The sequence below is a fragment of the Lentzea alba genome, assembly GCF_011067745.1.
GTDB classification, from domain to species: domain Bacteria; phylum Actinomycetota; class Actinomycetes; order Mycobacteriales; family Pseudonocardiaceae; genus Lentzea; species Lentzea alba.
The window spans coordinates 113,216-128,283 of sequence record NZ_JAAMPJ010000007.1 but is presented as its reverse complement, the minus strand read 5'-3'; the positions used below and the strand labels follow the sequence as shown (position 1 = coordinate 128,283).

The window sequence follows — 15,068 nt, the reverse complement described above, 5'->3', positions numbered from 1 at the left end:
TGCAGGCTGCCGTCACCCAGACAGTCCTGAATGGACGGTCAGCCGAACACGCGGCGCTGGATCTCCTGCCGGTAGTCCTCGAGGGTCCTGTCGACGTGCACGGCGGCGGCTGCGGCAGCAGCGTCCTCGTCCCCGTCCCGGATGGCCCGGTAGATCGCGGCGTGCTCCTCCACCGCCTCCGCGGTGTGACTGCCGACCGCGCCGTTCAGCCCGATGACGTTGGACTGGCGCTGCAAGCGGCGCGCCTCGCGTACCGCCGCGAGGAGGAACTGGTTGTGCGAGGCGGCCGCGATGCCCAGGTGGAAGTCGTCGTCGCCGCGGTCGAACAACGCCGCCTGCCCGGTGACGTGCCCTTCCCGGCACAGCTCGGCGGCAACCTCGATGGCGCGCAACTCGGCCGGAGTCGCGCGGGTGGCCGCGATCCTGGCGGCCGCGGTCTCCTGGACCCGGCGGAACTCGAAGAGCATGTAGACGTGGTCGAGGTCGGTGGGCATGAAGAAGCCACCCCACCGGGAGGAACCCAGCATGCCCTCGTCGTCGGCCACGTAAAGCCCGCGCCCCTTGTGCGCGCGCATCCTGCCGAGCGCGGAGAGGATCTTCACCGCCTCCCGCACCACGGTCCGGCTGGTCCCCATCCGCCCCGCGAGCTCGTTCTCGGTCGGCATGCGATCGCCGGGACGCAGCTCCAGCTCCGCGATGAGCTGCAGGATCCGCTCCGCCACCAGCTCGTAGCCCGGACGGTAGGAGGTGGGCGGTGCGTAAGCGGCATCAGCGTCCACCGAGGGACTCCTCGTCATGAGTACGACTTTGCATCTGTCAAAGAGGGTACAGACGCATCGGACGAGCGGGGCAATCCATAGAACGAGGAGTCAAAGCTGGAAAACATGCGCTCAAATGTCGTTTCAGCACGTGGATAAGCGGGCTCATTTCGTGACGTCGACTTCGCGCGGCTGTTCCGAGGCAGGACTCGCAGTGGCGCCTGCGCCTGGGATTGTCCCGCCGGGTTCGCCGCCGACGCCACCTTCACCAGGGAAGCGGGGGTTGGCCAACCCGAGCTGGTCGTCGTTCCGGTTGGTCAACGACCCGACCCGCTACCTGCACCAGTGGTCCTTCGCCCCGCGCATCGACCCCGAAGCGGTCGTGAAGCTGTACCACGAGCTTCACGACCGCCGCAGGGTCGCGGCGAACTCCCAGCCGGCGGATCGCCGACTTCGGATCCGACTCCCCGCTACAGCGGACCACTCGAGTCCTCAGTTCGTCGGCGCACTTCGTTGCTGCAGTGGTCAGTTGATGAGAACGACGGTGTAGTCCAGGGTGGCACCGCTAGCGGTGTAGGTTGCCGTCTGGCCGTTGCGGCAGTACGAGACGAATGTGTTGCCGGTCTGGCTGGTTCCGCCGACGGCCTGTACGAGGGGACGCACGTCGGAGCCTTCTGGCAGTTCGGTCGCGGTGAGGTCGACGACTCGCCATTGGTTGATCGGGTAGTTGTCGGTCTCGGGCGAGAGCCCTCCGGAGCGGGTCGTGACGCGGAACGACAAGACGAAGCCCGCGTTGTTCACCACGGCCACCTTCTGCACACAGGGTGCGGCGGCGGTCTCAGCCGCCGATGCCGGTGGGTGCGCGACGAGTGACCCCGTCAACGCGGCCATGGCACCTGCGAGGGCGAGATGCCTGAAGGACTTGTTGGCTCGCAACAGATGTACCTCTCTGCTCGCTACTGGACGGAATGCCGCGGATCTGGCGGAAGGTGATCCGCTGCGACGGCCGGGTTTCCGCCGGCTCGCACGGACAAACAGGAACAGTTGCGGGGCAAGGGAAATTGCGACCAACTGGTGGCACTGTCTGCTGCGGGTGGTTCACTCGGCATTTCGTCAATTTGCGCGACCGCGCCGGAGGCGTGCAGTGGCTCAAGTGGACAGTGCTGTCGAGTCGGGATTCTTGGTCGAACAGGGAGAACCCGACGGGCATGACGGACAGCAGTCCTTCGCGGAAAGCGATGTGGGCGGTCCACCCGGTGCGGGAGGCCGAGCTGCGCGGTCACAGGGCGCGGCAGGTCCTGAGGTAGCTGAGGAACGAGGCCTGCAGGCCGGTCACGTGCGTTTCGCGCAGCACCTCGCTGGTGACGGCCGCGCCGCGGGAGGTGAGGCGGTGCAGGACGGTGGCCGCGTTCTTCGTGAGGTTCTGGTAGACGGGCACGGTCCCGAGGATCTCCCGGTCGTTGAAGGTCAGGTGGAGCTTGGCGGGCTGGTCGCCCAGTTCCTGGATCTGAGCGAAGATCCGGCTGCCCTCGCTGGTGACACCGGGGCTGCCTGCTCCGATGCTGTCGAAGAGCGTGGTGCCGGTGAGCCAGGCGTAGAGGCTGAAGAGTCCGCCGTAGGAGTAGCCGAAAAGGCCGTGACCACTCGTGGCAGTGCCGTAGTCGCGTTCGATCCGGGGGTGCAGTTCGTCGGTGAGGAAGCTCAGGAACGCGTCGCCCCGGGTGTCACGCAGTTCGTCGAGATAGGCGTCGGCTTGCTCGCGGGTCATCGCGCCCGCCCGCACTCCCATCTCCACGGCGTCGAGGAACTCCTGGGCGACGGGCTCGCCGGGTGGCACGAGGTCCCTGTTGCGCAGTCTCGCCCAGTGCTCCGCTTCCTCGCCCGCGTAGCCGACGCTGACCTGGACGTACGGCTTGATCTTCTGCATGGGGTCCTGCTGGGTGACGATGAGCGGGGCCGTCAGGCCCACCGCCCAGTTGCCGTCGAGCACGTACACGACGGGCACCTGCGCTGTGGTGGGGTCGTAGCGCGGCGGCGAGGTGACCCATACGCCGTAGTCGTGCCCACCGCTGGAACGCAGCTCGAAGTAGTCGGTGTCGGCGAGGCAGCCGTGCCACATGGTGCTCATCGGAGGTCCTTCACAACACGTCCCACAAGTTTTCCAATGGATAAATCCGCTTTCCAATGGATAAACTACGGGAGTGGCCCTGTCAAGCACTGCACGCAACGGCGATGCACGCGAGCGCCTCCTGGCGCGTCTCCTCGACGTCTTCGAGGACGGCCTTCCGCCACCGGAGACCTCACTCCGCGAGATCGCGGCCCGGACCGAGACCAGCCACGCGCTCCTGCGGTACCACTTCGGGTCGCTCACGGGCGTCCTGGCGGCCATGCTCGGGGCACAGCGGGCCCGCGACAACGAGGCGCTGTTCAGGACCGCTGAGCAGGGGACCTTCGACGACCTCGTCCTGGCGATCTGGCGGGCCTACACCCGCCCGGAGCAGCTGTCGCGCACCCGCGGGTTCTTCCACGTCGTGGGGCTGGCCGCGTACAGACCGGACGACTTCGGCGAGTTCATCTCGTCGCTGGACGACCTCACCAGGATGCTGGCCTCGCTGGCGGAGCGCGAAGGGCTCAGCGCCGGGGAAGCGCTGACCAGGGCCACCGTCGTCATCGCCGCAATCCGCGGCCTGCTGCTGCAGGAGGTGCTGACGCCGGGCGCGTGCTCGCAGGACGCGGTCGCGCTGATCCTCGGCATGGGCGGGGAGCCAAGCGGAGGTCCCCACCCGTCCAGGAACTGACGATGGATCTGACCGGGGCCCACCGTCTGTTCGAAGCGCCGGTCGCTACCGCGGCCCTGGCCGGACGAAGGACACCTCGCCGCGCTGACCCGGCTCCGAACGCGCGTGATCTCATCAGGCCACACCCGGAAAGACGATCCCCTCGATCTCGACCAGCAGATCGGAGCGGCAGAGGTCCACGTTGAGGAACGCGATGTCGGCGGCCGGGCTGAACGCCTTCGCGCAGATCTCCCGCACGGTCAGGAGATCCTGCTGGTGGCGGACGTACACCTTGATGTTGCGCAGATCTTCGAGCCGCCTGCCCGGCCGCAGCCCGTGCCGGGCCAGGTTGTCCGCGCTCAGCAGGTGTTCGAGGTTGGCGAGCGTCTCGCCGCACTGCTCGGTGATCTGTCCGCGGTGCAGGGTCTCGTGTCCGACCACGCTGGCGGTGCCGGACACGTAGATGAACGCCCCGCCGCCCGCCGCTGCCACGTGGGTGGCGCGGGCGAAGCTGGGGGAGGAGGGGCCGTAGCGTTCCGGGTAGCGGTAGGCGGGCAGCTGGCGGCTGTTCTCGATGGTGACGCGGTGCGCGGAACGGCCGGCCAGCAGGCAGAAACCGATGCCACCGCCGAGTGCCCCCACACCGGTGGCCGCAGGCAGTTGTTCCTCCGCGAACCCGAACTCGTGGAACGCCCGCGCCCGACCCCGGCAGAAGTCGCGGTAGACCTCCAGGCCCTCGCTGTTCGTGCCGTTGATGTTCTCGACGAAGTTCCACATCCGGAAGATCCGCTGGTAGTCCAGCGTCCTGGTCAGGCCGAGGGCGGTCAGGTAGGCGGCCCGGACCGCCTCCGTGCAGTCGTCCGAAGAGTCGATCCTGGCCGCGCAGAAAAGGCTCTCACCGTCGTGTGCGTGCACCACACCGTCGAGCGCGCCGCGCTCGATCGGCCGATCGGTGTGCCAGACCTCGGTGAAGGCGTCTGCGGAGTCCGCCACCGCGTGCACGGTCAGCTCGGGGAAACCGCGGTCCAGGTGTGGGTTCCGGCAGCGGGGACCGTAGACCACCGCGCCGAGCACGGCAGAGCTGGAGAAAGGTCCCGTCTGGAAGGAGGACCAGGTCACCATGGCCTCCGGTGGAAGCCCTGGCCTTCAGACCGGGGACGAATCCGGACTCCGCCAGGAGCGTCCCGGCGCAGCCGGGGCGGTCCAAGCACGCGGTGGGCAGGCATGCAGGCCGGCGTCGTGGTCGTCGTGGTGCTCCCGGTAGGTTGTGGTTCGTGCGGACGGCGTACAGGTGCCGGGCTTACCCGACCCTCGAGCAGGCTGCGGTGGTGAACCGCACGTTCGGGTGTGTGCGTCTGGTGTGGAACAAAACGCTCGCCGAGCGGAACTGCCGCTACCGCGCCGAGGGTGTCCGCACGTCGTATCGGGAGACTGATGCCGCGCTGACCGAGTGGAAACGCACCGAGGAGTTCGCGTTTCTGTCGGAGGTGTCCTGTGTGCCGTTGCAGCAGACGCTGCGCCACCAGCACACCGCGTTCGGCAACTTCTTCGCCGGGCGCGCCCGCGCGCCGAGGTTCAAGTCCCGTACCGGGCGGCAGAGCGCGCACTACACCCGCTCGGCGTTCCGTATGCGCGAGGGTGTGCTGACGCTGGCCAAGACCAGCACGCCGCTGCGGTTCGTCTGGTCCTTCGGCGACGTGGATCTGGCCGCGCTGGACCCGACGATGGTGGTGGTGTCGCGTGAGCCGGACGGCCGCTGGTACGTGACGTTCGCTGTCGACACCGAACCACCTGCTCCGGCTGAGTCTGCCGGGCACGCCATTGGGGTCGACCTCGGTCTCACGGACTTGCTGGTGACCAGTGACGGTGAGCGGATCGCGAACCCGCGGCATCTGGTCCGCAAGGCGCGGAACCTGGCCCGCTACCAAAGACGGATGGCCCGTTGCCAGCGAGGCAGCGGCAACCGCCGCAAAGCCAAGGCCAAGGTCGCCCGCGCGCATCGCAAGGTCCGCAACGCCCGGCAGGACTTCCTGCACCGCACCACCACAGCTCTGGTGCGCTCGGCCGACGTGATCGCGATCGAGGACCTCAACGTCAAGGGCATGGTGCGCAACCGCCACCTCGCCCGTGCCATCTCCGACGCGGGCTGGGGCGAGTTGCGGCGGCAGCTGGAGTACAAATGCGACCGCGCCGGTCGCACGCTGGTCGTGATCGACCGCTGGTTCCCCTCCAGCAAGACGTGTTCGGCCTGCGGGCACGTGCTCGCCGAGCTTGCTTTGTCCGCCCGGCACTGGACGTGTCCGGGCTGCCGCACCCGGCACGACCGGGACCTCAACGCGGCGAAGAACATCCTTGCGGCTGGTCGAGCCGTAGCCGGGAGCACTGTCTCGGGTGATGCCTGCGGAGCTGATGTCAGACGGCAAGGGCCCTCCCTTCCGCGATCGGCAGTGAAACAGGAAACCCGCGCCGCGAGGCACAGCGCGTAAGCGCTACCCCCCACACGGCGGGTGGGAATCCCTGTCCTTCAGGGCAGGGAGAAGTCAACTTCTCTCCCAGCTCAATCCGTCCTTGCTCACCACGAGACCGCTCCCGCGGTGGTCGGCCGCAGGTCCGTGCAGGGCCTCGTCCTGGAGGTTCCTGCCCTCCTGGAACGTCTCGCCGACGACGCGCGAGGAGTACAGCGGGTTGGTCCCGTCGGTCGCGACCGCCAGTTCCTCAACGCTCCGGCCGAGGTCGGCGGCTGCGGTCCTGAGCTCGGCGAGCATGTCACCGGAAGCCAGCCCGCCCACGAGCTCGGCGAACGCCGCGGTCTCCGCGGCGTCCACCTCGGTCAGCTTCTTCGCGGACCAGAAGTAGGACCCCTCGTCGCGGTGCATGTCGTAGAAGGAGATGAGGAACTTGTAGAACAACGAGTACTCGTGGCGGTAGCGGCTCTCGAACTCGGCGAACGCGGTCTCCTCCGCCAGCTCGCCGTCGAGGCAGCTGTTGATCGAACGGGCGGCCAGCAGCGCACCGTAGGTGGCGAGGTGCACGCCCGAGGAGAGCACCGGGTCCACGAAGCAGGCCGCGTCACCGACGAGCACCATGCCGGGGGCCCAGAACTTCTCCTTCCAGTACGAGTAGTCCTTGCGCACCCGGACCTGGTCGTACGGAGGTTCGGTCGAGGTGGGCACGCCCTCCAGCTTCGCGGCGACCTCGGGGCAGGCGGCGATCAGGTTCGTCCAGGCCTCGCGCGGATCTCCCTGCACCAGCGACCTCAGCTCCGGTGACACGACGGCGCCCACGCTGGTCAGGTTGTCGCGCAGTGGGATGTACCAGAGCCAGCCCGCGTCGAACGCGGCGCAGAAGATGTTGCCGCGCTGGGGTTCCGGGAGTCGCGCGCCACCGGCGAAGTAGCCGAAGACGGCGAGGTTGCGGAAGAAGTCGGAGTGGATCCGGTCGCCGAGCGTGCGGTGGATGCGGCTGGTGTTCCCGGACGCGTCCACGACGTGGCGCGCGCGTGCGGTGTGCGTCGTGCCGTCGGCGTCGACGTAGCGGACTCCGGTGCAGCGGTCACCGTCCTCGAGAACCTCGCGCACCGCGCAGTTCTCCCGCACCTCCACGCCGTTCGCGGCGGCGTTGCGCATCAGGATCTCGTCGAACCGCGACCGTTCCACCTGGAACGCCGTCGACTGCGGTTCGGGCACACGAGGCGACATGGCGAAGCTGAACTGCCACGGTTCGGGGTTGCTCCCCCAGCGGAAGGTGCCTCCGCGCTTGAGCGTGAAGCCCGCGCGTTCCACCTCGTCCGCCACGCCGAGCAAGCCGCACAGACCGTGCACCGTGGACGGCAGCAGGGACTCGCCGATCTGGTACCTGGGAAAGGTCTCCTTCTCCAGCAGCAGCACCCGGTGTCCCCGCATCGCGACCACTGTCGCCGCGGTCGAGCCCGCCGGGCCGCCACCGACGACGATCACGTCGTATGCCATCGACGTTCCCCCTGAAGTTGATCGGTTTCGTCTCACGTTAGCGAGATTCGGGCACCATGGGATTGGCGGTGTCAGCAGCCGAAGAAACTCGTCGGGGGTTCGTGTGCTCGTTCGTCCTCTTCCTGAGCTGTTGAAAGACAACGCTCGCGTGCACGGGGACAAGGTGGCGTACGAGGACGATTCCCGGGCCGTGACCTGGCGCGACCTGGAGGCCAGGACCGCACGGCTCGCGGCTGGACTCGGGGTCGGTCGCGGCGACCGAGTCGCCGTTCTGCTCGGTGACGGTGTGCCGATCGTCGAGGCGTTGCTCGCGGTGACCAGAGCGGCGGCGGTCGGCGTGCTGATCAGTCCACACAGCACGGACGCGGAACTGGCGGGCCTGTTCGCCGACTGCGCGCCGGCCCTGGTCGTGACCGATCGGGACCGGTTGCCGCGAGTGCGGGCGTTCGGCCACGAGCGGATCCTCGTCCTGGGGGACGACGTCGCCACCGAGACGGCGGAACGACCGCGCGACGATCTCGGACTCGACGAGCCGGCATGGTTGATCTACACCTCCGGCACCGGCGGCACGCCGAAAGCGGCGGTCTCCACGCAGCGCGCTGCCCTGTGGTCACCTGCGCACTGCTACGGGCCGGTGCTGGGGCTGAACGCGCGGGACCGGCTGCTGTGGCCGCTGCCGATGTCGCACAGCTTCGCCCATTCCCTGTGCCTGCTGGGGATCGTGGTGGCCGGCGCGACCGCGCGAGTGTGCACCCGCCGGGATCCGGCCGTCGTGGCGGGCCTGATCACGACCTTCGAACCGACAGTGCTGGCCGGCGTGCCCGCGACCTACCGTCAGCTGCTCGCCACCGGCCTGGTGCAGGCGCCGTCGCTGCGGATCTGCCTGACGGCGGGCGCTCCCAGCGAGGCGGTGCTGCGCACGGAGGTCGAAGCGGCGCTCGGCGCACCGCTGCACGACTGCTACGGCAGCACCGAGACGTGCGGCATGATCGCCGTCGAACCGGCGGGCGCGCCACGCGTGCCCGGCACGAGCGGCCCGCCGATCCCCGGTGTCGAGGTCCGGCTGACCGGTCCCGACGACGAGATCTGGGTGCGTGGCCCCGGTCTGATCTCCGGTTACCACAACGCACCGGAACTGACCGCCGAGGCGATGCCGGACGGGTGGTACCGCACCGGCGACCAGGGGCGTCTGGACGCGCACGGGCACCTCGCCGTCACCGGGCGGGTGAGCGATCGCATCGTGCGGGGTGGGCACAAGATCGACCCGGCCGAGGTCGAACGGGTGCTGCTCGGTCTGCCGGGTGTCCACGACGTGGCCGTGGTCGCGCGACCACACCCGCTCACGGGCGAGGCGCCGGTGGCGTTCGTCGTGCCCGCGGGTGATCCGGTCGACCCGGCCGCGCTGCTCGGTGCCTGCGCCGAGGTCCTCTCCGCACACAAGGTCCCGGAGGAGGTCCTGTTCCTCCCGGCGGTTCCGCGCACGGGGTCCGGCAAGCCGCGACGCCGGGTGCTCCGCGACTCACTGGTGCAGGCGCGCACGGACGTCGCCGAGTCGCTTGCCGCGCGGCCACCCGGCGAACGCCTCGCCGGGGTGCTCGAACTGGTGCTGGACGAGCTCGCCGCCATCAACGGCACCCGGCCCGATCCGCGCACCGCGTTCGCCGACTTCGGCGTCACGTCGCTGCAGGCGACGACGTTGTGGCAGCGCCTCACCGCCAGGACCGGGCTGCGGCTGGCGGCCACCCTGGTCTGGGAGTACCCGACTCCCGAAGCACTGGCGGCGCACCTCACGAAACTGCTGGGTGGCGGTTCCGTCGAGGTCACCGAGCGGGTGACTCGTCGCCTCGACCCCGCAGAGCCGGTGGCGATCGTCGGGATCGGTTGCCGGTATCCCGGTGGCGTGGGCTCACCCGAGGACCTGTGGCGGCTGGTGCGCGACGGTGCCGACGCGACCGGCGACTTCCCCGCCGACCGGGGCTGGGACCTGGACTCGGTGTACGACCCGGACTCCGAGCGGGCCGGGACCAGCTACACCCGCCGGGGCGGGTTCCTGCTCGACGTGGCGGACTTCGACCCGTCGTTCTTCGGGATCTCACCGCGGGAAGCGCTGGCGATGGACCCCCAGCAGCGGCTGCTCCTGGAGGTCGCCTGGGAGGCCCTCGAACGCTCCGGTGTCGCGCCGTCGTCGTTGCGCGGCACGGACACCGGCGTCTTCGTCGGACTGATGCACGGTGGCTACGAGTCCCGGCTCGACCTGCCCGACATGGAGTCCCACCTGGTGCTCGGCTCGGCGGGCAGCGTTGCTTCCGGACGGATCTCCTACGTGCTCGGCCTGCGCGGTCCGTCGATGACGATCGACACGGCCTGCTCGTCCTCTCTGGTCGCCCTGCACCTGGCAGCCAGGGCACTGCGCGCGGGGGAGTGCTCGCTGGCACTGGCCGGTGGCGCCACGGTGATGGCCACCCCGCGGTCCTTCATCGCGTTCAGCCAGCAGCGGGCCCTGTCCCCGGACGGCCGGTGCCGCTCGTACTCGGCAGGCGCGGACGGCACCGGGTGGGCCGAGGGCGCGGGCGTGGTCGTGCTGGAACGGCTGGCGGACGCGCACCGCAACGGCCATCCGGTGCTCGCCGTGCTGCGCGGGTCCGCGGTGAACTCCGACGGTGCTTCCAACGGGCTCACCGCGCCCAGCACGGTGGCGCAGCAGGAAGTCATCCGCCTCGCACTCGGGGACGCGCGCCTCGACGAGTCCGATGTGGACGTCGTCGAGGGGCACGGCACGGCGACCAGACTCGGTGATCCCGTCGAGGTCGCCGCGCTCCTGGCGACGTACGGCAGGAGCCGCGCTGAGGACCGCCCACTGCTGCTCGGGTCGGTCAAGTCGAACCTCGGGCACACGCAAGCCGCGGCCGGGGTGGCCGGACTGATCAAGCTCATCTGGGCGCTGCGCCACGACGAGCTGCCGAAGTCGTTGTACGCGGACATCCCCTCGCCCCACGTCGACTGGTCGGCCGGTGCGGTGCGGCTGGTGGCCGAGCACACCTCGTGGCCGAAGGGGGAGCGGCCCCGGCGTGGCGCGGTCTCGTCGTTCGGCATCGGCGGCACCAACGCGCACGTCATCATCGAGGAACCGCCCGCACCGGACACCCGGCCCCCGCTGACGGTGGTCACGGCGCCGTGGGTGATCGGCGGCGCCGACGAGGCCGGATTGCGGGCCAACGCGGCCAGAATCGCCGCGGCGCTGTCCGACGAGTCCGTTGTGGACATCGGGTGTTCGCTCGCGACGACCAGAGCCCCGCTGCGCCACCGGGCCGCCGTGCTCACCGGCGAGCGCGCGGACATGCTGGCCGGTGTGCGCGATCTGGCCCGTGGCGCCGAAAACCCCTTGGTGCGCAGGGCGATTGCACAACACGACCCGCGGCCGGTGTTCCTGTTCACCGGTCAGGGCGCACAACGGCCGGGCATGGGACGGGAACTGGCCGCGGCGTTCCCCGCCTTCGGGGAGGCTTACCACTCGGTCTTCGCCGAGTTCGCGTCGTTCGGCATCTCACTGGCAGACCTGCCCGCGGATCTGGTGGACCGCACGGACTACACGCAGCCCGCACTGTTCGCGTTCGAAGTGGCGATGTGCGCGTTGCTCGACGCGCAGGGTGTCCGGCCGGGGCACGTCGTCGGTCACTCGATCGGCGAACTGGCCGCGGCGCACGTCGCCGGCGTGATGTCCCTGCCCGACGCGGTCCGGCTCGTCGCGGCGCGAGGCCGGGCGATGGCCGCGATGCGGCCGGGTGTGATGGTCTCGGTGCAGACGACCGAGGCGCATGCGGCGCAACACCTCGACGGTGCTGTCGCCATCGCCGCGGTCAACGGGCCCGGTGCCGTGGTGCTCTCCGGAACCGCGACGGCAGTGGACGCGGCGGTCGCGCGGATCGGGAGGCCGCACAAGGTGCTGCGGGGCGGTTACGCGTTCCACTCGCCGCTCCTGGACCCGGTCCTCGCCGAGTTCCGCACGGTCGCCGAGTCGGTCACCTACCGCCTGCCGGTGGTGCCGGTGGTGTCGACGCTGACCGGTCGCCCGGAGTCCGAGGCGCTCACCGAGGCCGGGTACTGGGTGCGGCAGACCAGGGAACCGGTTCGTTTCGCCGACGCCGTCGACTGGCTGACGGAGGCAGGCGCCGCGATCTTCACCGAGGTCGGCCCGGCCACCGCGCTCACCGTGCTCGTGGACGGTGCCGTGCCGACGTCCCGGTCTGCTGGGAACGAGCCGGCTGCGCTGCTCGACGCGCTGGCCACCCTGCACGTCCACGGAGTACCCGTGGACTGGCCCGCGGTGTACGCGGGCAGCGGCGCCCGCCGCTGCGATCTCCCGACTTATCCGTTCCAGCGCGAGCGCTACTGGCTCGACCACACGCCGGTGGCCCAGGTCCGCGCGCCGTTGCTGGGCGAGCCACAACCCGACGCCGACGGTCCGGAAGTCCGGTACACCAGCGTTTTGTCGACCGCCGGGCAGCCGTGGCTCGCCGATCACCGGGTCAACGACGACGTGGTCGTGCCCGCGACCGCCTTCGTGGACATGGTGTTCCAGGCGACCGGTTCGGCGCGGCTGGACGAGCTGGTCGTCCACCAGCCGTTGCTGCTGGAGGGCGAGGCACGAATCCAGGTCGTCGCAACCGGGCTCGAGGTTGCGATCTGGGCGGCTTCGGACGGTGAGTGGACGCGGCACGCCACCGCGACCGTCGGGCCCGCGATGTCGCCTGAGGAATCGCCCGGAGCGTGGCCGCCACCTGGCGCACAACGGGTGCCCATCAGCTACGGCAAACTGGCCGTGCGCGGGCACCGCTACGGTCCCGCGTTCCGGGCCGTCACCGCGCTGTGGAGGCGGGGCGACGAGGTGTTCGCCGACGTGGACCTGCCTCGCGGTGAGGCTCAAGCCGTTGCCGCGCATGCTCTGCACCCGTGCCTGCTGGACGCCGCCCTGCACGCCTCGTTGCTGGCCGCGGCCCCGGAGGAACAGGACGCGGTGCGGATTCCGTTCGCGTTCACCGGTGTCGAGCTGCACCGGACCGACGCGGTGGCGGCGCGCGTGCGGATCACCCGCAACGGTCCGGACGACGTCCGGGTCCGGCTCACCGACCCGGCGGACAGGCCGGTCGCGACGATCGAGTCGCTGGTGACGAGACGCCTCGACGGTCGTGCCCACGCCGTAGCCGTCGCCGCTCGCGCGCTGCACCGGATCGACTGGGTCCCGGTCCCACGTGCGCCTGCGGTGCCTGCGGGCGAGGTGTTCGACACCCGCACCATCGGGGCGACCGGAACGCCTCCGGAGCGCACCCGGCAGTTGGTCGCGGCCGCACTCGACCGCCTGCAAAAGCCGCACGCCGACCCGCTCGTCATGATCACCCACAACGCCACCGGCCCTGATCCGGACCTGGCCGCCGCCGCGGTCTGGGGGATGGTGGGCAGCGCGCAGCAGGAACAACCGGGCAGTGTCGTGCTGGTCGACCTGTGCGGTCACCCGGCATCGGACGCCGCACTGGACAGGGCCAGCACCTCGGGCGCGGCACAGGTGTCCGTCCGCGGCGGGCAGCTTCTCACCCCGAGGCTGGTCCGCGCACCCGCTCCGGAAGGTGACCCGTTCGCGCTGAACCGCGACGGCACGGTGCTGATCACCGGCGGCACCGGTGCGCTGGGCGCGATCCTCGCCCGCCACCTCGTGTCCGAACACGGGGCGCGGCACCTGACGCTGGCGAGCCGCCGCGGTGAACGACCGGACTGGGCGGACGAGCTGGCCGCGGAGGTCGTCGTGGTGGCGTGCGACGTCAGCGACCGAGCAGCCGTCGACCACCTCGTCGCCTCCTGCGACCCGGCGTTGACCGCGGTGTTCCACCTCGCGGGTGTGCTGGACGACGGCGTGCTGGGCGCCATGGACTCGAAGCGGTTCGCGGAGGTGCTCGCCCCGAAGGCGGATGCCGCCTGGCACCTGCACGAAGCCACGGCGGACCTGGAACTGTCGGCGTTCGTGCTCTACTCGTCGGCCGCTGGCGTACTGGGCAGGCCGGGACAGTCGAACTACGCGGCGGCGAACAGCTTCCTCGACGCGTTGGCCAGGCACCGGACCGCACACGGACTGCCCGCCCGGTCGCTGGCCTGGGGCCTGTGGGAGTCGGATGGTGGCATGAGCTCGCCGCGGCAGAACGACGGTGTGCTCCCGCTCAGCGCGGCCGCCGGCATGGCCGCGTTCGACCGGGCCATGCGCACCGCCGAACCCGTGCTCGTGCCCGTCCTGCTGGACGCGCGGCGACAGGGCCCCGCGCCCGCGATCCTGCGTGACCTGATCCACGACGCGGCGGACGCCGAACCGGCCACCTGGAGCCGCACCCTCGCCGAGGCGCCGGCGGAAGAACGCCTCGCGGTGCTCACCGACCTGCTGCGGGCCGAGGTCGCCGCGGTGCTCGGCTTCCCGGACTCGGCTTCACTGCCGCTGGACAAGGACTTCGCCGAGCTGGGATTCGACTCGTTGACGGTGTTGCAGCTGCGCAACCGGATCGGAGCCGTCACCGGGCTGCGGCTGAGTCCGACGACGGTGTTCGACCATCCGACACTGCCGCGGCTCGCCACCCACGTCCACTCCCTGCTGATCGGTGCCGCTCCCGCAGCTCCGGCGCCGAACCTGAGGCCGGCCGCGCTGTACCACCGGATCCTGCGCGACCAGGGCCCGGCCAAGGCGATGGGTCTGAGGATCCTGGCGTCGTACGCGCTACCGTCGTTCTCCACAGATGAGCGCGTGCGGCACGTGGTCGCCCCGATGCGGCTCGCTGCGGGGGACGCCGAGCCGGTGTTGTGCTACCTGCCCAGCTACCTCGCGGTCGGCGACCCGGTACCGGTCCAGCTGAGCAAGCGGTTCGAGGGCGAGCACGATCTCTTCCTGTTGGGTTACCCCGGTTTCGGCGCCGACCCAGGCATTCCGGAGAACGTGGAAACGCTCGTCCGCACCCTGGCGGACTCGGTGCGCGCGGTGGCCGAGGACCGGCCGACCGTCCTCATCGGACATTGCGCCGGTGGCCTGGTGGCACACGCGCTGGCAGCCCACCTGGCCGCGACCGGTGGGGCTCCGGCAGGTGTGGTGCTGCTGGAATCCGACCACGGTGTGGCGAGGCGTGACGACGCCCGCGCTCTCGCGTTGGTGGCCGCTGAAACACGTCGTCCCAGCGAGCTCTACGACGATCCCGCCGCGGACCTGGTGGCGCTCGCGGGTGGCGGTTACTGCAGAATCTTCGACGGCTGGCGGCCCGCGGCCTCTCCGGTGCCGACCTTGCTGGTGCGCGGTGGCCCGACACCGGAGATGGCAGAGGCCGACCCGGCGCGCGACTGGAAGCCGCGCTGGCCGTTGCCGCATTCCTCGGTCGACGTGCCGGGTCACCACGACACGGTGCTCACCGATCACGCAGGCACCACCGCCGAGGCGATCCGGGTGTGGGTCGATCAGTCCATGTCGAGGTGGCGGATTCGGAGTTGAGTCAACGCTGCTCGGGTGGGTGGGCGTCCGGCGCCTCGTCGCGCGATGTCGTCCC

Annotated in this window: 8 protein-coding genes; 3 read left to right on the top strand and 5 right to left on the bottom strand. The window is 70.3% G+C overall.

Features of this window, described 5'->3' with window-relative positions:
* Nucleotides 1-38 precede the first annotated feature (38 nt).
* From G7043_RS25485 to G7043_RS25475, 3 genes are all read right to left on the bottom strand, one after another.
* On the bottom strand, nt 39-797 hold the full coding sequence (locus tag G7043_RS25485; protein WP_166049613.1) for a FadR/GntR family transcriptional regulator: 759 nt from the start codon (nt 795-797) through the stop codon (nt 39-41).
* Nucleotides 798-1,283: 486 nt separating this feature from the next.
* On the bottom strand, nt 1,284-1,649 hold the full coding sequence (locus tag G7043_RS25480; RefSeq protein ID WP_166049611.1) for a hypothetical protein: 366 nt from the start codon (nt 1,647-1,649) through the stop codon (nt 1,284-1,286).
* 388 nt (nt 1,650-2,037) lie between these two features.
* Nucleotides 2,038-2,886 (bottom strand): alpha/beta hydrolase, encoded by an 849-nt coding sequence (locus tag G7043_RS25475; RefSeq protein ID WP_166049609.1) that lies wholly within the window; start codon nt 2,884-2,886, stop codon nt 2,038-2,040.
* 73 nt (nt 2,887-2,959) lie between these two features.
* Here G7043_RS25475 and G7043_RS25470 point away from each other — a divergent pair, with 73 nt between their 5' ends.
* Nucleotides 2,960-3,556 (top strand): TetR/AcrR family transcriptional regulator, encoded by a 597-nt coding sequence (locus tag G7043_RS25470; protein WP_166049606.1) that lies wholly within the window; start codon nt 2,960-2,962, stop codon nt 3,554-3,556.
* 114 nt (nt 3,557-3,670) lie between these two features.
* On the opposite strand, the gene G7043_RS25465 is transcribed toward G7043_RS25470, so the two are convergent.
* A complete protein-coding gene (locus G7043_RS25465; RefSeq protein WP_166049604.1) occupies nt 3,671-4,654 on the bottom strand; it encodes an FkbO/Hyg5 family chorismatase in 984 nt (327 codons plus the stop codon).
* Between the two features lie 155 nt (nt 4,655-4,809).
* On the opposite strand from G7043_RS25465, the gene G7043_RS25460 reads away from it, so the two are divergent.
* Nucleotides 4,810-6,021: an RNA-guided endonuclease InsQ/TnpB family protein gene (locus G7043_RS25460; RefSeq protein ID WP_166049603.1), complete on the top strand. Its 1,212-nt coding sequence runs from the start codon at nt 4,810-4,812 to the stop codon at nt 6,019-6,021.
* Nucleotides 6,022-6,075: 54 nt separating this feature from the next.
* Here the strand turns inward: G7043_RS25460 and G7043_RS25455 are convergent, their stop codons facing one another.
* A complete protein-coding gene (locus G7043_RS25455) occupies nt 6,076-7,503 on the bottom strand; it encodes an FAD-dependent oxidoreductase (protein WP_166049601.1) in 1,428 nt (475 codons plus the stop codon).
* Between the two features lie 130 nt (nt 7,504-7,633).
* On the opposite strand from G7043_RS25455, the gene G7043_RS25450 reads away from it, so the two are divergent.
* Nucleotides 7,634-15,013 carry a type I polyketide synthase gene (locus tag G7043_RS25450; RefSeq protein ID WP_242642663.1) on the top strand — a complete coding sequence of 2,460 codons (7,380 nt, stop codon included), beginning with the start codon at nt 7,634-7,636 and terminating at the stop codon, nt 15,011-15,013.
* The last annotated feature ends 55 nt before the right edge of the window (nt 15,014-15,068 follow it).